General features: G+C 71.3%; 19 protein-coding genes. 7 read left to right on the forward strand and 12 right to left on the reverse strand.

Translation table 11 applies throughout. The features are described 5' to 3' along the window. The first annotated feature begins 24 nt into the window (after window positions 1–24). Genes ADY59_RS21965 through ADY59_RS21975 form a run of 3 tightly spaced genes read left to right on the forward strand, consistent with a single transcriptional unit; the run spans window position 25 to window position 2,548 of the window. Entirely contained in the window at window positions 25–996 is a 972-nt protein-coding gene (locus ADY59_RS21965) for an ABC transporter substrate-binding protein (protein WP_049564984.1), read from the forward strand. Beyond that, entirely contained in the window at window positions 993–1,775 is a 783-nt protein-coding gene (locus ADY59_RS21970) for an ABC transporter permease (protein WP_049564986.1), read from the forward strand. Before ADY59_RS21965 ends, ADY59_RS21970 begins: the two co-directional genes overlap by 4 nt. Beyond that, window positions 1,772–2,548, forward strand: coding sequence for an ABC transporter permease (locus tag ADY59_RS21975; protein WP_231618829.1), 777 nt, complete (start codon window positions 1,772–1,774; stop codon window positions 2,546–2,548). The genes ADY59_RS21970 and ADY59_RS21975 overlap by 4 nt, the downstream gene beginning before the upstream one ends. 4 nt (window positions 2,549–2,552) lie before the next feature. On the opposite strand, the gene ADY59_RS21980 is transcribed toward ADY59_RS21975, so the two are convergent. The 7 genes from ADY59_RS21980 to ADY59_RS22010 form a co-directional block, all read right to left on the reverse strand. Continuing rightward, window positions 2,553–3,551 carry a nitrilase-related carbon-nitrogen hydrolase gene (locus ADY59_RS21980; RefSeq protein ID WP_049564988.1) on the reverse strand — a complete coding sequence of 333 codons (999 nt, stop codon included), beginning with the start codon at window positions 3,549–3,551 and terminating at the stop codon, window positions 2,553–2,555. Then, a complete protein-coding gene (locus ADY59_RS21985; RefSeq protein ID WP_049564990.1) occupies window positions 3,548–3,991 on the reverse strand; it encodes a DUF3598 family protein in 444 nt (147 codons plus the stop codon). The genes ADY59_RS21980 and ADY59_RS21985 overlap by 4 nt, the downstream gene beginning before the upstream one ends. A gap of 3 nt (window positions 3,992–3,994) precedes the next feature. Further along, complete coding sequence (locus ADY59_RS21990; protein ID WP_049564992.1) at window positions 3,995–5,371, reverse strand: aldehyde dehydrogenase family protein; 1,377 nt, start codon at window positions 5,369–5,371, stop codon at window positions 3,995–3,997. A gap of 88 nt (window positions 5,372–5,459) precedes the next feature. Beyond that, complete coding sequence (locus ADY59_RS21995) at window positions 5,460–6,023, reverse strand: GTP-binding protein (protein WP_049565049.1); 564 nt, start codon at window positions 6,021–6,023, stop codon at window positions 5,460–5,462. 16 nt (window positions 6,024–6,039) lie between these two features. Continuing rightward, window positions 6,040–6,387, reverse strand: coding sequence for a DUF742 domain-containing protein (locus ADY59_RS22000; protein WP_049565051.1), 348 nt, complete (start codon window positions 6,385–6,387; stop codon window positions 6,040–6,042). 58 nt (window positions 6,388–6,445) lie between these two features. Then, window positions 6,446–6,868 carry a roadblock/LC7 domain-containing protein gene (locus ADY59_RS22005; RefSeq protein ID WP_049564994.1) on the reverse strand — a complete coding sequence of 141 codons (423 nt, stop codon included), beginning with the start codon at window positions 6,866–6,868 and terminating at the stop codon, window positions 6,446–6,448. Next, entirely contained in the window at window positions 6,865–9,684 is a 2,820-nt protein-coding gene (locus tag ADY59_RS22010; protein ID WP_082310302.1) for a sensor histidine kinase, read from the reverse strand. Before ADY59_RS22010 ends, ADY59_RS22005 begins: the two co-directional genes overlap by 4 nt. 451 nt (window positions 9,685–10,135) lie before the next feature. On the opposite strand from ADY59_RS22010, the gene ADY59_RS22015 reads away from it, so the two are divergent. Genes ADY59_RS22015 through ADY59_RS22025 form a run of 3 tightly spaced genes read left to right on the forward strand, consistent with a single transcriptional unit; the run spans window position 10,136 to window position 12,899 of the window. After that, window positions 10,136–11,137: an ABC transporter substrate-binding protein gene (locus ADY59_RS22015; protein ID WP_049564998.1), complete on the forward strand. Its 1,002-nt coding sequence runs from the start codon at window positions 10,136–10,138 to the stop codon at window positions 11,135–11,137. Further along, window positions 11,134–11,949: an ABC transporter permease gene (locus tag ADY59_RS22020; RefSeq protein ID WP_156325649.1), complete on the forward strand. Its 816-nt coding sequence runs from the start codon at window positions 11,134–11,136 to the stop codon at window positions 11,947–11,949. Before ADY59_RS22015 ends, ADY59_RS22020 begins: the two co-directional genes overlap by 4 nt. Continuing rightward, entirely contained in the window at window positions 11,946–12,899 is a 954-nt protein-coding gene (locus ADY59_RS22025; protein WP_231618830.1) for an ABC transporter permease, read from the forward strand. The genes ADY59_RS22020 and ADY59_RS22025 overlap by 4 nt, the downstream gene beginning before the upstream one ends. Here ADY59_RS22025 and ADY59_RS48905 read toward each other — a convergent pair. Then, window positions 12,826–13,305, reverse strand: a complete 480-nt coding sequence (locus ADY59_RS48905; RefSeq protein WP_082310305.1) for a pyridoxamine 5'-phosphate oxidase family protein — start codon at window positions 13,303–13,305, stop codon at window positions 12,826–12,828. The genes ADY59_RS22025 and ADY59_RS48905 overlap by 74 nt on opposite strands. Window positions 13,306–13,442: 137 nt before the next feature. Here ADY59_RS48905 and ADY59_RS22035 point away from each other — a divergent pair, with 137 nt between their 5' ends. Then, window positions 13,443–14,216, forward strand: a complete 774-nt coding sequence (locus ADY59_RS22035; RefSeq protein WP_082310306.1) for an ABC transporter ATP-binding protein — start codon at window positions 13,443–13,445, stop codon at window positions 14,214–14,216. 87 nt (window positions 14,217–14,303) lie between these two features. Here ADY59_RS22035 and ADY59_RS22040 read toward each other — a convergent pair whose 3' ends face one another. Genes ADY59_RS22040 through ADY59_RS47615 form a run of 4 tightly spaced genes read right to left on the reverse strand, consistent with a single transcriptional unit; the run spans window position 14,304 to window position 19,090 of the window. Further along, complete coding sequence (locus ADY59_RS22040; RefSeq protein ID WP_049565004.1) at window positions 14,304–14,882, reverse strand: GTP-binding protein; 579 nt, start codon at window positions 14,880–14,882, stop codon at window positions 14,304–14,306. Continuing rightward, window positions 14,863–15,267 (reverse strand): DUF742 domain-containing protein, encoded by a 405-nt coding sequence (locus ADY59_RS22045; protein ID WP_231618831.1) that lies wholly within the window; start codon window positions 15,265–15,267, stop codon window positions 14,863–14,865. The genes ADY59_RS22040 and ADY59_RS22045 overlap by 20 nt, the downstream gene beginning before the upstream one ends. Window positions 15,268–15,287: 20 nt before the next feature. Beyond that, window positions 15,288–15,710, reverse strand: a complete 423-nt coding sequence (locus ADY59_RS22050) for a roadblock/LC7 domain-containing protein (RefSeq protein WP_049565005.1) — start codon at window positions 15,708–15,710, stop codon at window positions 15,288–15,290. Beyond that, the gene (locus ADY59_RS47615) at window positions 15,707–19,090 is read right to left on the reverse strand and encodes a sensor histidine kinase (protein ID WP_053175024.1); all 3,384 of its coding nucleotides are present in this window, start codon (window positions 19,088–19,090) and stop codon (window positions 15,707–15,709) included. Before ADY59_RS47615 ends, ADY59_RS22050 begins: the two co-directional genes overlap by 4 nt. Window positions 19,091–19,106 lie beyond the last annotated feature (16 nt).

A 19,106-nucleotide genomic window follows, 5' to 3' on the forward strand; every position in this document is an offset into this window, starting at 1 on the left:
AGCTGCGTTCAGTTAAGGAGTGACATGCGGTTGGCACGCACGTGCGCCCTCGGGCTCGCGATCATCCTGAGCCTGGCGGCCTGTGGCGACGACGGCCCGGCTCCCGCCACCGGCGGCTCCGGGCTGGAGAAGACCCAGCTCACGGTGGGCGTCGTCCCGGTGCCGTCGTCGGCGCCGCTGTTCATCGCCGAGAAGCGGGGCTTCTTCAAGGCGGAGGGCCTGACGGTCAGGACCGAGGTGATCCAGGCGCCCCAGGCCGTCATGCCGAAGATCCTGAACGGCAGTATGGATGCCTTCCTCACCAGTTACGTGTCGCTGCTGGCGATCAACGACTCGGGGGCGGCCAAGCTGAAGCTGTTCCAGCACAGCCAGGAGGCCGCGCCGGGGGTGGCGAGCGTGGTGGTGCCCAAGGGCTCGCCGATCAAGACGGCCGCCGACCTCAAGGGCCGGACGGTCGCGGTCAACGTGCTCAAGGCACTCGGCCAGACGCTCACCAACGCGCACGTGCAGGATGCCGGGCTCAAGCCCGATGACGTCAAGTTCGTCGCGGTGCCGTTCGCCGACCAGCTCAACGCGCTGTCGGGCGGCCAGGTGGACGCGGCCTGGCTGGTGGAGCCGTTCCTGACGGCGGCCAAGTCCAAGATCGGCGCGACCGAGCTGATCGACACCACCGACGGCGTGACGGCGGGCATCCCGATCGACGGCTGGGGCGTGTCGGAGGCGTGGCTGGCGCAGAACCCGAAGACCGCCGCCGCCTTCCACCGCGCGCTGGCCAAGGCCCAGAAGGTCGCCAGCGAGGACCGCGACGCCATCAACGAGGTCATCCCGACCTACACGCAGATCGACGCGCAGGCGGCGGCCGCGATGAAGCTCGGGGTGTTCTCCATGGACGTCGACAAGGCGAGCCTGCAGAAGCTGGCCGACCTGCTCGCCGGCTACGGCTACCTCAAGACCAAGCCCGACGTGACTCAGCAGATCGCCGCCGTCGGCGGATGACGGCACCGGGTGTGCGGCGGGGGGTCCTGGGCGCCGCCGGTGTCCTGGGGTTCCTCGCCCTGCTGGAGGCGGCGGGCCGGCTCGGCCTGATCGGCCGCGACGTGCTCCCGTACGTCTCGGCCGTGCTCGTCACGGCGGCGGAGCTGGCCGCGGACGGCGACTTCCTGCGGCACGTGGCGAACACGCTGTCGGCGTGCGCGGCCGGGCTGCTCATCGCGGTGGCGGTGGCGGTGCCCGCCGGGCTGCTGCTGGGCACGGTCCCGCTGGTGGAGCGTTCGGTGCGGCCGCTGGTGGAGTTCCTGCGGCCGATCCCGTCGGTGTCGCTGATCCCGCTGGCGATGTTCCTGTTCCCCGACAGCGGCGACGCCAAGATCTCGCTGATCGTCTACACGTGCGCGTGGCCGCTGCTCGTCAACACGCTGTACGGCCTGGCGGACGTGGATCCGCTGGGCAAGGACACCCTGCGGGCCTTCGGGTTCGGGCCGCTGGCGGTGGCGGTGCGGGTGTCGCTGCCGAGCGCGGCGCCGTTCATCGCGACCGGGGTGCGGATCGCGGTGGGGGTGACGCTGATCGTGGCGGTGAGCGTGGAGCTGATCGCGGGCGGCGACGGCGGCATCGGCGCCTACCTGGCGCAGGCGGGCAGCGCCGCGCGGACCGACCGGGTGCTGGCGGCGACGGTGTGGGCGGGCGTGCTCGGCCTGGCCGCCAACCTGCTGTTCACCGCCGGGGAGCGTCGCCTGTTCCGCTGGCACCACGCCCGGACGGGAGAGTCGTCGTGATCGCCCGGCTGCGCTGGTACTGGATGCTGCCGGTGGCGGCGCTGGTGTGGGAGGCCGCCGCCCGCGCGGCCGGGGCCGTCTACTTCCCGCCGCCGAGCGTGATCGTGCCCCGGCTGCGGGAGCTGTGGTTCTCCGGGCCGGCGGGACGGCTGTTCCTGACCGACGAGGCGGTGGCGGACCTGCTGCCGAGCCTGTCGCGGCTGTTCGGCGGGTGGGCGCTGGCGGCGCTGGCGGGGGTCGTGCTCGGCGTCGCGCTGGGCCGCTCGCGGACGCTGTCGGCGCTGGTGGAGCCGTTGCTGCACTTCGGCCGGTCGGTGCCGCCGTCGGCGCTGCTGCCGGTGTTCCTGGTGCTGTTCGAGATCGGCGCGCCGATGCAGCTGGCGTCGATCGTGTACGGCGTGGTGTGGCCGGTGCTGATCAACTCGATGGACGGCAGCCGGTACGTGGACCGCCAGTACGTCGAGACCGGCCGGGTGTTCAAGCTGGGAGCCGGCACCCGGCTGCTGCGGATCATCCTGCCCGCCGCCGCGCCGAAGATCTTCGCCGGGCTGCGGCTCAGCGTGTCACTGGCGCTGATCATGATGGTGATCTCGGAGCTGTACGGCAGCACCGAGGGCATCGGCCACCGTCTGCTGGAGGCGCAGAGCCAGTTCGACATCCCCGCCATGTGGGCCGGGATCGTGCTGCTCGGCGTCCTGGGGGTGCTGCTGAACGCGGGCTTCCTGGCGGTCGAGCGGCTGGTGCTGCGCTGGCATCACGGCGCCCGCGCCTGACCGGTCAGCGGTGCAGCCGCTCGATCACCTCGCGCTGCCGGGCGGCGAACCAGGCGCGGTCCGGGGCGCCGGTCAGCGCGCCGGGCCGCTCGCCGTCGTGGCGGCCGTACTCCTCGGCCCACAGTCCGGTCTTGACCCGGCTGGGCAGGTTGCCCATGCCGGGCCTGCGGCGCAGGCGGCGCAGCGCGGCCAGGTCGAGCTCTGCGGCGGCGACCAGCGACTCCCCCGCGCCGGCCTTGGCGAGCACCCGTCCCTCAGGGTCGACGATCTCCGAGCCGCCGTTGGTGGAGTCGCCGGGGATGGCGATCCCGGTCAGGCCGCCGCTGTTGGCGGAGACCACGTACGCCAGGTTCTCCACCGCGCGGGCGCGGCGGGCGATCGCCTTCGGGGTGAGCTCCGGGGACGACGCCTCGGAGGTCGGGTTGCAGAGGATCTCCGCGCCGCGCAGGGCGAGCGAGCGGGCCAGCTCGGGGTGGAGGATCTCCTCGGAGGCGACCACGGCGAGGGCGCCGATCTCGGTCCTGGCCACCGGCAGGACCCCGTCGATCCCGTAGACCTCCAGGTAGCGCTCCCAGACGTCGTACGGGCTCGGGGTGAACATCGAGTGCAGCCGCCGGTAACGCAGCACCGTGTCCCCGTCCGGGGAGAGGATCACCGACGCCTGGAAGTACAGCTCGGGGAAGTGCTCGTCGCTCTCGTAGGCGTTCACGCACAGGAACACCCCGTGGCCCCGGGCGATCCCGGCCAGCGCCCTGTACTCCGGGCCGCCGGGGGTGAGCGCCGCCTTGTCGCGCCACTCGGCGAGGCTCTCCCGCAGCGGGAAGCCCGTCAGCGCGTACTCGGGCAGCACCACCAGGCGCAGGTCGGGCCCGGTCCACGCCTTGGAGGCGCCGACCTGCCGGTCGATCCGGCCGATCGCCGCGCCGATCGCGGCGCGCGGGTCGGCGGCGTCGTTGACCGCCCGGGTCTCCAGCTGGAGCGCCAGGGCTCGCAGCGCCGTCATCCGATCCTGCGCTCGTTGATCAGGGTGCGCCGGACGACCTCGCCGCCCTTGATCCACTGCCAGACCCGGTTACGGGTGTGGCCGTCGTCGCTGAGCACGATCAGTTCGAACAGCCTCAGGTCCTCGCCCTCGGCCTTGAACTGCCACGACAGGTAGATGCTGGTGGCGTCGAGCTCCCAGAACTCGCCCCTGAGCCGGTCGGTGTCGAAGCCGCAGCGGCCGCCGCCCAGGTAGGTGCCGGGGAACTCGTGCACCTCGACGCGCCCGTCGTCCCAGGTGTAGCGGTTGGTCTGGTGGTAGGCGGCGTCGTCCACGATGGCGCAGGTGAGCTGGGCGCGGTGCCGGTCGACGACGGCCCCGTCGGGGCCCACGTGCACGTACGTGCCGTCCCACTCGCCCTCGTGCCGCGCCAGCAGCGGCATCTCGGCGCGCAGTCCCATGTCCTACTCCTCGCTCGGGTGCCACCAGGGGTCGGCGGCGTGGGATCGGTTCACCAGGAAGGCCCGGCGGCGCAGGAAACGGCCGATGGAGGCGGTCCCCATGCGGGAGCCGCCGAGCCCCGACAGCCGGAAGGAGTGCTTCTCCCCCTCGTGCACGAGCGCGGTCAGGGCGGCGTCGTTGACGCTGATCGCGCCCGCCCGAAGCTGCGCGGCGACGGCCAGCGCGCGCTCCTCGGAGGCGGCGAAGACGGCCGCCGACAGGCCGTAGACCGAGTCGTTGGCCAGCGCGACGGCGTGCGCGGCGTCGTCGGCGGCCATGACGGGCAGCACCGGGCCGAACGTCTCCTCGGTCATGACGAGCATCGAGTGGTCGGCCCCGGACAGCACGGTGGGGCGGAACCAGTGGCCGCCGCCGTGCCGCTCGTGCGTGCCGCCGGTGTGCACGACGGCGCCCCTGGCCACCGCGTCGGCCAGGTGGGCGGCGATCACGTCCTCCCGGCCCGGCCCGATGATCGGCCCGATCGGCCCGCCCTCGCAGGTCAGCCCGACCTTGCCGGCCTTGTCCGCGAGCAGCTCCAGGAACTCGTCGTGCGCCGGCCGCTCGACGTAGATCCGCTCGATGGACTGGCAGGACTGCCCGGCGTTGGCGGTGCCGCCCCACAGGACGGCCGAGGCCGCCCGGTCCAGGTCGGCGCCGGCCAGCACGATCGCCGGGTCCTTGCCGCCCAGCTCCAGGAAGGCGGGCACGAACGCGCGGGCGGCCGCCTCGGCCACCAGCCGGCCGGTGGGCACGCTGCCGGTGAACACGACGGCGTCGACCAGCCCGACCATCGCGGCGCCGGTCCCGCCGTCGCCCTCGACGACGCGCAGCGGCAGTTCGCCGGGGACCAGCCGCATGAGCGGCTCGATGAAGCGCGGCGTCACCTCACTCGGCTTGACCAGCACCGGGCACCCGGCGGCCAGCGCGGGCACCGCGTCGATGAGGCCGAGCAGCAGCGGGAAGTTCCACGGACTGATCACCCCCACCAGGTCGTACGGGACCGCGTCACCGCCGACGACGATGCCGGGCAGCGAGGCGGGGATCTCGGCCGGGGGCTCCAGCAGCGCGGGCGCCTGCCGTACCCAGCGGTCGATCAGGCCGGCCACGAGCTGCCGTTCCAGCACCGACTCCGCGACCCGGCCGGTGTCGGCCACCAGCGCGGCGAGCAGGTCGTCGTCGGCGGCGACGGCCTGCCCGAAGCGGGCCAGGACGGGGCCGCGCCGGGCGGCCCGCCAGGCGGGGGCCAGCGCGCGCAGCTCGGCGGCCGTGGCCGCGAGGCGGTCCGGCGGGACGGGGGCGAGCGGCCGGTCGGGCCGCCCGGTGAGCGGGTCCCTGATCACGTGCCGCGGCGGTCGGCCATGCTGCTCCCTCAGGCTGGGGACGATCCGCCGCCATTGTGATCATGCGGGTGGCGGCGCGTCAACGCCCTCAGCCGCCGCTCCAGCCCGGCACCGCGGTCCTGATGTTCAGGGCGTGCTCCACGAGGTGGATCAGGGCGCCCTTGACCGAGTCCTTCGAGCGGGCGTCCAGCCGGATCAGCGGGATGTGCGGGCCCAGCGTGAGCGCGTCGCGGACCTCGCCGTCGCTGTGCGGGTACTGCCCGTCCCAGCCGTTGACGCCGACGATGAAGGGGAGCTGGGCCTCTTCGAAGTAGTCGATGGCCGGGAAGCTGTCGGCCAGCCGCCGGGTGTCGACCAGCACGACCGCGCCGATGGCGCCACGCACCAGGTCGTCCCACATGAACCAGAACCGGTGCTGACCGGGCGTGCCGAACAGGTAGAGGATCAGGTCGCGGTCGAGCGAGACCCGGCCGAAGTCCATCGCCACGGTGGTGGTCGACTTGAGCGGGGTCATGCCGAGATCGTCGATGCCCGCCGAGGCGTCGGTCATCACGGCCTCGGTGGTCAACGGCATGATCTCCGACACGGCCCCCACGAACGTCGTCTTCCCCACGCCGAATCCCCCGGCCACCACGATCTTCGTCGAAGTCAGACCCACGCCCGTCGAACTAGAGCCTGCGAAGTCCACTGAGCACCCTCTCCAGCAAGTCGACATCCGGCTGACCGGCGTCCAGCGCGGGCTGGTGCACCCGCACCAGGCCCTCCGCCGCCATATCCGCGATCAGCACGCGAACCACTCCCAACGGGATCCGCAGCAACGCCGAGACCTCGGCCACCGAGCGGACCTGCCGGCACAGCTGGGAGATCGCCTGGTATTCCGGCGTGATGTGCGAGAACTCCCGATGCTCCGCCGTCGCCGACGACACCAGAGCCTCCATCGCCAGCTTGACCCGGGGCGCCGTCCGGCCGCCCGTCACCGCGTACGGCCGCACCGGCGAGGCCGGGTCAGCCTGCAACCGCGGCTGGGACTCCGGCTCCCAGCCGCCGCTGTTCCACCGTGGATCCGTCACCACATCACCTGGTCTGGGACGCGCGCAGCTCCGCGCGCACCGCCGGGGTGAGCACCTGTCCGGCGCGATCCACCATCAACGTCATCTGGTACGCGACCAGTCCCATGTCGCAGTCGGGCGCGGCCAGCACGGCCAGGCACGACCCGTCCGAGACGGACATGATCAGCATGAGGCCGCGCTGCATCTCCACGATCGTCTGGTTGACCGCGCCGCCCTCGAACACCCGCGCGGCCCCCGCGGTCAGCGACACGAGCCCGGAGGCGATGGCGGCCAGCTGGTCGGCCCGGTCCGCCGGGAACCCCGACGAGGCCGCCAGCGGCAGCCCGTCGGAAGACACCACCACCGCGTGCGCCACACCGGGAACGGTACTGACGAAATCGGTGATCAACCAGTCCACGCCACGGGCGGCATGGCTCAGCTCGTTCATGAATCCTCCTCGCGGCCTTCCCCACCGTCGACGGCGCGCGGCGGCGGGGCGAATCCGGGTCCGGCGCCTGCCCGGCCGCCGGTGATGTCGTCGCGGGCGGCCCGGAAGCCCTGCTGGAAACTCGACAGCCGGGAGCGGACCCGGTCCGGCGACACGGACGGCATCGGCGTGACGCCCGGCGGGGCGGACGCGGTCTCGGCCGAGCCGGGCACCAGGTTGGCCTTCGGCACCCGTTTCGGCAGGCCGGCGGCCGTCGCGCCGTCGCGCGCGGGCTCGACCACGGCCTTGGCCGCCGACCAGCCCTCGTCCGCCTTGGACGAACTCCAGCTCGTGCTGGCGCCTCGGTCGAACCAGGCCGACTCGACCGCCGCGTAGATCGGCAGGTACTCGTCCCCCGCGGAGGCGGGCTTGCCTGCCGTGCTCTCCGGCTCGGGGAAGTCGAACCTGGGCCGTTCCGGGGCGAGCGGCGGCGGCTCCGGGCGCTCGGCCTGCGTCCAGTCGCCGAGCTGCGGGCCCGGCGTGGGCCGCCTGGGCAGCGGCGGCGACGACCCGTTGCTCCAGCTCGCGGAGCCGGCGGAACCGGCGGAGCCCGGGGGGCGTGGCGGCATCCACACGTCGGAGGTGTCGTAGCCGCCGCTGGTGCTGCGCGGGTCGGCCGGCCAGCCGCTGCCGGTCAGGCCGCGCTGCTCCGGGGGCCACGGCGGGGCCGGCCAGCCCGGGCCCTCGGGGTTGGACGGGTAAGAGGGGTACGACGGATGGCCCGGCCCGAGCTGATACGGCATGGGCGCCGGCTGCGGGCCGGTGTACGGCTCGTCCTGCGGGCCGCTCGACGCCCCGGCCAGGGCCGGCGACTGGGCGAGCAGCGATTCGGGGACGAGCACCATGGCGGTGAGCCCGCCCGCGCCGTGCGGCCTGAGCTGGACGCGGATGCCGTGCCGGTGCGCCAGCCTGGCGACCACGAACAGGCCCATCCGCCTGGACACCGACACGTCCATGCTGGGGGCGTCGGTCAGCCGGTCGTTGGCCTGGGCCAGCTCCTCCTGGGTCATGCCGATGCCGGAGTCGGTGATGGAGAGCATGACGCCGCCGCCGTCGATCCTGCTCCCGGACACCGAGACGCGCGTCTCGCGGGGAGAGAAGGACAGCGCGTTCTCCACCAGCTCGGCCAGCAGGTGGATGATGTCGTTGACGGCCTGACCGGCGATCGAGATGCCGTCGGGGACCTGGAGAAGCACGCGCTCGTAGTTCTCGACCTCCGACAGGGAGGCGCGGGCCACGTCGACCAGCTTGACCGGCTGGCTCCACCGGCGAGGCGGGTCCTGACCGGCCAGCACCAGCAGGTTCTCGCTGTTGCGACGCATACGCGTGGCCAGATGGTCCAGCTTGAACAGGTTGCCCAGCCGCAGTTCGTCCTGCTCGCCCTGCTCCAGCCCGTCGATCAGGGTGATCTGCCGCTCCACCAGCGTCTGACTGCGCCGCGACAGGTTCACGAACATCGCGTTCACGTTCGACCGCAGACGCGACTCCTCACCGGCCAGGCGCACCGCCTCACGGTGCACCTCGTCGAACGCCCGCGCCACCTCGCCGATCTCGTCGTGCGTGTTGACGCCGATCGGCGCCACCGGGGCGACCGCGCCGTCGCCGCTCTCACGCAGCATCCGCACGGTCTGCGGCAGCCGCTTGCCCGCGACCTCCAGCGCCTCGCCGCGCAGCTTGCGCAGCGGCCTGATCAGCGATCGGGCGATCAGTGAGATGATCGCGAGCACCACGGCCAGCAGGATCAGGATGAGCACGCCGGAGATGAGCGCCGACCTGTTGGCCGCGTCCTCCAGCGCGCGGGCGCGCAGGATGACGGAGGCGGACATGGTCTTCTCCACGTTCCGCAGTGCGTCGATCTTGCCCGTGCTCACGTCGAACCAGGTCGCCACGTCCCGGTTGCCGATGCTGAGCGGCTTGCCCTCCGCCGACTGGGCGATGGCCCGCAGCGTGAACAGGTCGGTCTGGTCGATGTCCCGGCCGACCACGGTGTTGCGGTAGAGCTCCAGCTGGTCCTGGGTGGCCAGCGTGCCGAAGAGCGTCACCTCGCTCTCCTCGCGCGCCTTGGCGGCGGTGAGCGAGTCGAGCTCGCCGGCGTCGAAGACCTTGTGGTCCAGGGCGCCGGCCAGGATGCCACGCTGCTTGGACGACTGGGCCTTGGCCCGGGCGATCGCGGCCATCGCACCCGCGCTGTGCGCGACCTGGTCGTCCACCGCCACCTGGCCGACCTGGTCGTGGAACTGCACGAGGGCGGCGATGATCTGGGTGTACTTCTCGATCATCGGCAGGGGCTGGATCTTGCCCTTGACCGCCGTCTCACGCAGCGCCGAGATCTCCTCCAGGCGGCGCAGCACGGGCCGTACGGCGTCGCCGTGCGACTCGTTGATCGCCGTGGCGCTTCGCTTGGCCTCCCCGATGAGGTCGTCGACTCCGGCATAGGTGCCTCTGAGCTGTGGCTCCTTGGCCGGGGGGCGCCCCTGGGCGATGTAGAGCGCGGTCTCGTCACGCTCGAAGGCGAGTTCGTGGCTGACGGCGCCGAGGCTCTCGCTGAACTCGGCGACCTCTCTCAGTGTCTGGTAGGTGTTGGCGTCACTGAGCGAGGTGACCACGTTCAGGCCACCCAGCGCGACGGCCACCGCCGTGGGGACCACGATCAGCGCGACGAGGCGTGATCGGACATGCCAGTTGCCCAGGCCGAATCTGGCCGGCCGGGGCACCTTGCGCTTCTGATGGCCGTGCGGCTCGTGGTCAACGGAAGCACCAGCGCTCTGCGTACTCACTGCTTTCGCAACCTCTCGCCCCTGAGGGGGATCTCGATGACCGTGGGGGGCTCTATGTGAAATCGAGATGAGGGCCTTTTGAGCATACGGCTACAACCACCACCAAACACTATGAATTCAGCATTGAGACATTCATTGCATATTTGTCCCAACAAAAGATCGTTAGCCATCGCCGCAGCCAGCTCGCCTGTCGCCACTCCCTTCACTCAAGGCACGGCTCTCACGAACCACACCAAATCAGGCGAAAGCACCTAGACTGGAAATTCATGGGGTCATTGACCACGATATAGCGCCAAACTGACCTTGCAACCACAAGTGTTATTTTTGCGATGTTGATGCCCGATGTGGTGCTACCGTCAGTGCTTGTTGTGCGTGAGGCACACGCCGGGAGTAACAGCACCCCCTACCCCCTCCAGGCTCCACACCCCCCCTCGTGAAAGGAGTCCCCGACATGAGGCTTGCCCGTTCCAGCAGAGTCGCCGTCATCGGGTTTGCCCTGGCGCTGGGAATCGCCGCCTGCACCGCCGAGCCGGAGTCCACCGCTCCGACGTCCTCCGCCGCCCCGAACGCCGGCGGGCTGGAGAAGACGGAGCTCAAGGTCGCGGGCCTGCCGGCCATCGACACCGCGGCCATGTACGTCGCCATTGACCAGAAGCTCTTCGAGAAGGAAGGACTCAAGGTCACGCCGCAAATCGTGCAGGCCTCACCCGAGGCCATTCCGATGTTGCTCAACGGCGAGATCGACGCCATGTTCGGCAATTACGTGTCGATGTTCCAGGCCCATGATCAAGGCGCGCTGAAGTTGCGCATCCTGGCCGAGGGCTCCCGCGCGGCGCCGGACTCGCTGAGCATCATGGCTTTGCCTGATTCGCCGATCAGATCCCCGAAGGATCTCGAAGGCAAGACGATCAACGTGAACGTCCTGCACAATTTCCAGGAGCTCGCGCTCACGCAGGTCCTGAAGGCCAACAACATCGACCCGGCGAAGATCAAATACGTTCAGGTGACGTTCCAGAACATCATGCCCGCCTGGCAGAAGGGCCAGCTCGACGCGGCCTATCTCGGCGAGCCGATGGTCACCGCCGCGACGTCGGCAATGGGTGCGAGAAAGATCCTGGATCCGGCCTCGGGCCCCGCGGCCGAATTCCCCATTTCCGGCTATGTCAGTACTCAGGAATGGTACGACAAATACCCCAAGACGGCTGCTGCCTTCCAGCGCGCGCTGCACAACGCCGCGAAGCTGATGGAGAACAACCGTGAGGTGGTGGCCGACGTGCTGCCCAACTTCACCCAGATCGACAAGGCCACCGCCGCGACCGTGACGTTCCCGTTCTTCTCCAGCTCCGACAATCCGGTGCGGCTGCAGCGGGTGGCCGACTGGATGCACGAGGCCAAGTGGCTCACCAAGGAGATCGACGTCGCGTCGCTGATGTCCCCCACCACGTCCGGGTGAGCGCGCCCGTCCTCGTCCGCGACCGCCCGCACTCGGCCACCGCCCGGTGGTCGCGCCGGGCGGCCGGGGCGCTCGTCTTCGCCGCCCTGTTCGAGGCGCTCGGCCGGGCCGGGCTGGTCTCGGCGGCGTTCCTGCCGCCCGCGTCGGAGATCCTCCAGCGGGCCGGCGGCCTCCTCCTCGACCCGGCCTTCCGCGCCCACGCGGCCACCAGCGTGCTCGCCTGGGCCATCGGCCTGGCCGTCGCCGCCCTCGTCGCGGTCCCGCTCGGCCTGCTGTTCGGCAGCGTGCCGGTGATCGACGCGGCCACCCGGGCCATCGTGGAGTTCATGCGGCCCATCCCGTCGGTGGCCCTCATCCCGCTGGTGGCCCTGGTCATCGGCACCGGCCTGCAGCTCCGCGTCACGCTGGTGATCTACGCGTCCCTGTGGCCGATCCTCTACAACACGATGTACGGCCTGCGCGGCGTCGACCCCGTCGCCAAGGAGACCCTCAGGTCGTACGGGTTCGGCCCGCTCTCGGTGCTCTGGCGGGTTTCGCTGCCGTCGGCGGCGCCGTTCATCATGACGGGCTTCAGGCTGGCCACCGGGGTCGCGCTGATCCTGACCGTGAGCACCGAGATCGTCGCGGGCCGGGGAGAGGGCGTCGGCGTGTTCATCTACTTCGCGGGCATCGCCGTACCGGCGCGGATGGGCGACATCCTGGCCGGGGTCGTCTGGGTGGGGCTGTTCGGGGTGGTGGTGAACGCGCTCCTGGTCGCCGCCGAGCGCCGCCTGTTCCGCTGGCACCACGCGCGCAGCGGAGGCGTGTCATGAGCGCCGCCCCGCCCCCGGCCCGGAGAGGCGTCGCGGGCGCCGCCCCGGCCCGGCGCGGCCGGCATGAGCGCGGGACGGCGGCGGCCGTGGCGGTGCGGTCCGGGACCGGTGCGCGCGGGGCCGTCCGGCGCGGGCGCGCGCTGCCCGTGGCGGCCCGGCTCGGGCGCGCGCTGGCCTCGCGCTGGCTGCTCCTGATCGTGCTGGTGGCGCTGTGGGAGTGGGGCACGCGGGCGGCCGGCAGCGCGTTCTTCCCGCCGCCGTCCACGATCGTGACGCGGATGCACGCCATGTGGTTCTCCGGGCCGCCCGACCGGCTGTTCCTGACCGAGCTGGCGGTGGAGAACGTGCTGCCGAGCCTGGGCCGGATGGCCGGCGGGCTCGCGGCCGGCGCGGTGGCCGGGGTGGCGCTCGGGCTGGCGCTGGGACTGTCCGCCCGGGTCTACGACTACCTCGACGGCGTGCTGCAGTTCCTGCGGGCCATCCCGCCGCCGGCTCTGGTGACGGTCTTCCTCGTGGTGTTCGGATTCGGGCTGCGGATGCAGCTGGCGTTCATCATGTTCAGCATCGTCTGGCCGGTGCTGCTCAACACCGCCGACGGGGCCCGCTCGGTCGAGCCGCTGCACCTGGACACCGGGCGGGCGTTCCGGCTGTCACGGGCCGAGCGGGTCTTCCTGGTCGTGCTGCCCTCGGCGCTGCCCAAGATCTTCGCCGGGCTGCGGCTGGCGCTGTCGCTGTCGCTGATCGTGACCGTCTTCGCCGAGCTGCTGCCGGGCACCACGAACGGCATCGGCTTCCAGCTCACCGTGGCCTACTCCTCGTTCAACCTGCCGGCGATGTGGGCGGCCATCCTGCTGCTGGGCATCCTCGGCTACCTGCTCAACGAGTTGTTCCTGCTCGTGGAGCGGCGGGTGCTGGCCTGGCATCAGCACGCGCAGCGGCTGGAGACCTGACGTGGCGGCTGCGGGGCGGGTCCATCGGCGGCGTGTCGATCCCCCAGGAGGAGATCCAGGTGGGCACGATGGCCAGCCAGATCGGCTCGAAGCGGGAGTCGAGCCGCTCGCCGCCGTCCGGGTGGACCCGGCCGAGGCCGTGCACGGCGACGCCGCGCGGGCCGTCGGCGGTGAAGTCGTCGACGACGAGCGCGAGCTGGTCGTTCTCCTCGACGTGCTGCCGGTAGAGGCGGTGCCTGGTGCCGCCGGGCAGCCGCAGCGAGCCGACCCCGATCACGCCGGGCCGCACGCCGAGGTGGACGCGGACGGGCACGACGTGGGGCGCCCCGGCGGCCGTGGCCGTCGCCAGCCTCGCCAGGTCGTGTTCGCGCAGGTAAGCGAGCTCCGCCTCGCTGAAGCCCTCCATCAGGCCTTCACACTACAGACAGATGAGATCAATAAATAGCAGAAATGGGCAGAGCACTCCTTCCTTACCATGTGCAAGGAATGTCGCCTTCGATAGAGTCGCCGTGTTATCTCTGCACCCCGTCCCTAGGAAATCCCTTGCTCGAGATAGATAACCTCACCCACGTCTACGGTGGCGGCGGACCGAACGAGCACCACGCCATCGACGGGCTCAACCTGAGCGTGGCCGAGGGCGAGCTGCTGTGCATCGTCGGGCCGTCCGGATGCGGGAAGTCCACGCTGCTGCGGTCCATCGCCGGGCTCATCAGCCCCACCGGAGGGCAGATCAAGGTCGACGGCGTCCTGGTGAAGCAGACGCCCGACAATCTGGCCGTGGTTTTCCAGGATTACAGCCGCTCGCTGTTTCCCTGGATGTCGGTGGCCGACAATGTGGCGCTGCCGCTGCGGCGCAAGGGCATGGACAAGAAGGCGCGCCGCGAGGCCGCGGCCGAGGCGCTGGAATCGGTGGGCCTGTCCGAGGCCGGCCGCAAATACCCCTTCCAGCTCTCCGGCGGCATGCAGCAGCGGGTGGCCATCGCCCGCGCGCTCGCCTACCGGCCGAAGCTGATGCTCATGGACGAGCCGTTCGGCTCGGTCGACGCGCAGACCCGCGAGGACCTCGAAGACCTCGTGCTCAAGGTGCGCAGCCATCACCAGATGACGATCGTGCTCATCACGCACGACATCGACGAGAGCGTCTACGTCGGCGACCGCGTCGTGGTGCTGTCCAAGGCGCCCGCGCACGTGGTGGGCGACCTCAAGGTCGAGCTGCCCGCGCCCCGCGACCAGATCTCCACCCGTGAGCACCACGACTTCGTGCACCTGCGCGCCGAGGTCGGCCGCCTGGTCCGCGGCCACTCCCTGACCCACTGAACGGCCCCCCGCCGCTCACCGGCGTGCCCGGGAAACGCCGCGTGCCGCCGGACCCGGGGTCTGGCGGCACGGCGAGCGCGGGGACGGTCAGGCCGGGGCGTGCATGTGGCGGGCCAGCGCGTGTTCCACCAGCGTGATCAGCGTGGCCTTGACCGAGTCGCGGGAGCGGGCGTCCAGGCGGACGATCGGCGTGTGGCCGCCGAGCGAGAGCGCCTCCCGGATCTCCTCCTCCGCGTGCGCGAACTGCCCGTCCCAGCCGTTGATCCCGATGATGAACGGCAGCTTCGCCTCTTCGAAGTAGTCGATGGCCGGGAAGCTGTCGGCCAGCCGCCGGGTGTCGACCAGCACGACCGCGCCGATGGCGCCACGCACCAGGTCGTCCCACATGAACCAGAACCGGTGCTGACCGGGCGTGCCGAACAGGTAGAGGATGAGCTCCCTGTCCAGCGACACCCGGCCGAAGTCCATGGCCACGGTGGTCGTCGTCTTGTTCGGCGTGAGCGAGACGTCGTCCACGCCGGCCGACGCGTCCGTCATCACCGCCTCCGTGGTGAGCGGCAGGATCTCGGACACCGCCTTCACGAACGTCGTCTTGCCCACGCCGAACCCGCCGGCCACGACGATCTTCGTCGAGGTTAGGCCGGGGCTAGAGCCTGCGAAGTCCACTGAGCACCCTTTCGAGCAAGTTGAGGTCCGGCTTGCCCGCGTCCAGAGCAGGCTGGTGCACGCGGATCAGGCCTTCCGACGCCATGTCGGCGATCAGCACCCGGACCACCCCGAGAGGCTGCCGTAAAAGGGCGGAGATCTCAGCAACCGACCGGACGTTCCTGGTCAGTTGGATGATCGCCTGATATTCCGGACTTAGTAGGGAAATGTCTTGGTATTCGGACGTCACGGAGGACACCAGCGCCTCCATGGCGAACTTCATCCGCGGGGCCGTGCGCCCCCCGGTCACGGCGTAAGGCCGTACCAGGGAGCTTGATTTCGGCGGACGGGGAGCCGACGGATGCGGCGGAGTGCTATCACCAGCCCAACCCTGACCTGACACCATGATCTCCTGTCACCGCCCGGCTAGCGGGGGCGGGCCGCCTGCAGTTCCGCGCGTACGGCCGGCGTGAGCACCTGCCCGGCACGCTCGACCAGCAGCGTCATCTGGTAGGCCACCAGGCCCATGTCACAGTCGGGAGCGGCCAGCACGGCCAAGCACGACCCGTCGCTGATCGACATGATCATCAACAGTCCGCGCTGCATCTCGATGACGGTCTGGGTCACCATGCCGCCCTCGAACACGCGCGCCGCGCCCTGGGTCAAGCTGATCACGCCCGAGGCCACCGCGGCGAGCTGGTCGGCCCGGTCCTTGGGGAACCCCTCGGAGAAGGCCAGCGGCAGGCCGTCGGACGACACCACGACGGTGTGCGCGACACCGGGCACGTTGTTGACGAAATCAGTGATCAGCCAGTTGATGCCACGCGCTCCCTGGCTCAGTTCTCTCATTTCTCCTCCTCATTCTCATCTCCGCGAGTGAACGCGCGGCCTTGCCGTACACCTTGCTGGAAGCTGGACAACCGGCTCCGCAGCCGCTCAGGAGAGATCTGCGGCGCCGGTGAGGTGACCGGCGGCTCCGCGAGGCTGGCCGTACCCGGCACCAGGTTGGCCTTGGGCACCCGGCGCGGCAGGCCGGAGGCGGTGGTGCCGGACTGCGCGGGCTTGGCCGCCGCCTCGGCGGCCTGCCAGCCGCTGTCAGCGGGAGAGGACCAGGAGGCGCCGGCGCCCGACTGGCCCGGCCGGCGCTGCGGCAGCGCGGACCTGCCGGTGGGCGCGGGCGACGCGGGCGGCGCGGCGGGCTCGGCGGCCCGGGGCGCGGCCGCCGGGGTCTCCGGCTCCGCGAGCCCCGCCGGCTCGGCGGGCTCGGGGTCCGGGCGGCGGAACCAGTCGGAGCCCACGGAGGAGAAGATCGGCAGGAACTCCTCGCTCTGCTCCTCCATCGGTGAGCTGCGCACCACGGGGAGCGGGCCGGTCAGGTCCTGCGAGGAGTATTCGCCGGGCCCGAACGGGTTGTAGCCGGAGTCGCCGTTCTGCGCGTACGGCTCGGACTTGGAGCTCTCCGCGAACGACGGCCAGGGACGCTCGTCGGCCCCGAACGCGGACCGGCCGGGCTCCGCCCCGAACGCGTCACGACGCGGCAGGTCCTCACCGAGCCCGTCACGGCGAGGCAGGTCCTCACCGAAGCCGTCACGGCGAGGCAGGTCCTCACCGAAGCCGTCACGACGCGGCAGGTCCTCACCGAACGCGTCACGACGCGGCAGGTCCTCACCGAAGCCGTCACGGCGAGGCAGGTCCTCGCCGAACGGGTCGCGGCGTGGTTCGTCGCCGAGGGCGTCACGGCGCGGGAGTGATTCGTCGCGGCGCGGGAGCGGGTCGGCGAAGGAGGTCCAGCGGGTCTCCTCCTGCGGCTTCGGCTCCTCCTTCATCGCGGGCGGCTCGGTCGCGAACGACGGCCAGCGCGGCTCCTCCTGCTGGAGCGGCGGCGGCTCCTCGGCGAAGGACGGCCAGCGCTGCTCCTCCTTGGCGGCCGGCGGCTCCTCGGCGAAGGAGGACCAGCGCGGCTCCTCCTTCATCGGCGGCGGCTCGGTCGCGAAGGACGGCCAGCGGGGCTCTTCCTGCTGCTGCGCGGGCACCTGCGGCGGCTGCTCGCCGAACGACGGCCAGGGCTGCTCCTGCCGGGGCTCCTGCGGGGGCTGCTCGCCGAACGACGGCCACCCCTCCCCTCCGGGCGCGGGCAGCGACCCGGGCCACTCGGTGTCGACCGGCACGTCCCTCGCACCGCGGACATCGGTGGTGTCGAAGGTCGGGGGCGCGGCGTAGACGCCGGTGCCGTTGCTGGCCGCGGTCGCCTGACCCGAATCGATCATGCCAGGGTCGAAGCTGGTGAACGCGTCGTACTGGGAGCGCGGCTGAGGCACGCCAGGGGGCTGGTTGCCGACGAGCAGCATGTCGGGCAGCAGGACCAGAGCGGTCAGGCCATTGCGCTCGCGCATCTGGAGCTGGACGCGGATGCCGTGGCGCAGGGCCAGGCGGCCGACCACGAACAGGCCCATGCGGCGCGAGACCGCGACGTCGACGACCGGCGGGTTGGCCAGGCGCCAGTTGGCCTCGGCCAGCTCCTCGGGGCTCATGCCGATGCCCAGGTCGTTGATCGTCACGAGCACGCCGCCCTCGGCGGCGCTGCTGGTGACCTGGACCTTGCTCTCCCGGGGGGAGAACGAGATGGCGTTCTCGATCAGCTCGGCCAGCAGGTGGACGGCGTCGGTGACGGCCGGGCCCGCGACCTGGGTGCTGGACGGGATCTGGATCTGGACCCGCTCGTAGCCCTCGACCTCCGACAGCGAGGCGCGGGCGACGTCGACCAGCGGGACGGGCTCGCTCCACTTGCGCGCGGCCTCCTGGCCGGCCAGGACCAGCAGGTTCTCGCTGTTGCGGCGCATGCGGGTGGCCAGGTGGTCCAGGCGGAACAGGTTGGCGAGCCGGTTCTCGTCCTCCTCGCCCTGCTCCAGGCCCTCGATGAGCTGGAGCTGCCGCTCGACCAGCGTCTGGCTGCGGCGCGAGAGGTTGACGAACATCGAGTTGACGTTGGCGCGCAGCTTGGCCTCGTCGCCGGCCAGCCGGATCGCCTCGCGGTGGACCTCGTCGAAGGCCCGGGCCACTTCCCCGATCTCGTCGCGGGTGTTGACGCCGACCGACGGCACCTCGGGCACCTCGGCGGCGTCGCCGGACTCGCGCAGCACGCGGACCGTCTCCGGCAGCCGGGTGGTGGCGACCTGGAGGGCCTCGGCGCGCAGCCGGCGCAGCGGGCGGACCAGCGAACCGGCCACCCGGGTGGTGATCACCAGGACGAGGAGGAGCAGGACCAGGATGGTCGCGCCGGAGATGATGGCGTTGCGCTGCTCGCTGTCGCTGAGCTCGCGGGTCTGGGTCACGACGCGGGTCGCCAGGCCGTCCTCGACCTTGCGCATGGCGTTGGTGGTCAGCAGCGTGCTGTTGTACCAGAGGTTGATGTCCTGGCGGGGGCTGGCGGTGGTGATGTCCAGGTCCTGGATGGTGTCGTACTCGCGCAGCTGGGCCAGGGCGCGCTGGCGCATGGCGTCGGCGCGGTCGATCTGCTGGCCGCGCACGTTCTGCCGGTAGGCGCGCAGGTCCTGCTGGCCGGCTTCCTGCTCGAACCGGGCGAGCTCGTCCTGCTGCCGGTTCCAGGAGCCGAGGAAGTCGGACAGGTCGTCGTTGTCGAGGCTGCGCTGTTCCAGAGCGACGATGAGGATGCCCTGCTGGCGCGAGACCTCTTCCTTGACCCGCTGGAGGGCGGCCAGCGCCGCGACGTCACCCTGCAGGGCGTCGTCGGTGACGCCCTCGCTCAGGTCGTCCTGCAGCGCGCCCAGCACCTCGATGAGCGTCGACAGCGTGCTGATCGTGGCGCGCGGCGGGGTGCTCTCGCCGACCATCGCCTTGCGCAGGCCGTCGAGGCCGTTGAGCCAGCGGCGGATCTCCTCGACCTGTCCGCGGACACGCGCGGAGTGGGAGGCGTCGATCGCGCCGGAGGCGTCCACGACCTTCTTGAGCGCGGCATCGACCGTTCCACGCTGGGTGCGCAACTGGGCCAGCCGGCCCGCGCGGCGGCCGTCGGCCAGGTACCACGCGGTGAGCGTGCGTTCCTTGCCCAGCTCGTGCGAGAGCGCGCCGACGCGCTGGACCAGCTCGGACACCTGGGTGAGCCGGCGGTACTCGGCGCTGGTGTCGATGGCGTTGGCCAGCTGCAGGCCGGCGAGCAGCACACCGACGACCGTGGGGATGAGGATCAGCGCGACCAGCCGCGAGCGCACGCGCCAGTTGGTCAGC

The organism is Nonomuraea sp. SBT364, from assembly GCF_001083785.1.
Classification (GTDB): Bacteria; Actinomycetota; Actinomycetes; order Streptosporangiales; family Streptosporangiaceae; genus Nonomuraea.

What these genes read in the sequence shown, in the direction of transcription:
- ADY59_RS48905 (WP_082310305.1), bottom strand. Translation starts at nt 13,305, where the DNA reads ATGGAGGGCTTCAGCGAGGCGGAGCTCGCTTACCTGCGCGAACACGAC.
- ADY59_RS22045 (WP_231618831.1), bottom strand. Translation starts at nt 15,267, where the DNA reads ATGGTGTCAGGTCAGGGTTGGGCTGGTGATAGCACTCCGCCGCATCCG.
- ADY59_RS21985 (WP_049564990.1), bottom strand. Translation starts at nt 3,991, where the DNA reads ATGGGACTGCGCGCCGAGATGCCGCTGCTGGCGCGGCACGAGGGCGAG.
- ADY59_RS22015 (WP_049564998.1), top strand. Translation starts at nt 10,136, where the DNA reads ATGAGGCTTGCCCGTTCCAGCAGAGTCGCCGTCATCGGGTTTGCCCTG.
- ADY59_RS21965 (WP_049564984.1), top strand. Translation starts at nt 25, where the DNA reads ATGCGGTTGGCACGCACGTGCGCCCTCGGGCTCGCGATCATCCTGAGC.
- ADY59_RS22025 (WP_231618830.1), top strand. Translation starts at nt 11,946, where the DNA reads ATGAGCGCCGCCCCGCCCCCGGCCCGGAGAGGCGTCGCGGGCGCCGCC.
- ADY59_RS22005 (WP_049564994.1), bottom strand. Translation starts at nt 6,868, where the DNA reads ATGAACGAGCTGAGCCATGCCGCCCGTGGCGTGGACTGGTTGATCACC.
- ADY59_RS21970 (WP_049564986.1), top strand. Translation starts at nt 993, where the DNA reads ATGACGGCACCGGGTGTGCGGCGGGGGGTCCTGGGCGCCGCCGGTGTC.
- ADY59_RS21980 (WP_049564988.1), bottom strand. Translation starts at nt 3,551, where the DNA reads ATGACGGCGCTGCGAGCCCTGGCGCTCCAGCTGGAGACCCGGGCGGTC.
- ADY59_RS22050 (WP_049565005.1), bottom strand. Translation starts at nt 15,710, where the DNA reads ATGAGAGAACTGAGCCAGGGAGCGCGTGGCATCAACTGGCTGATCACT.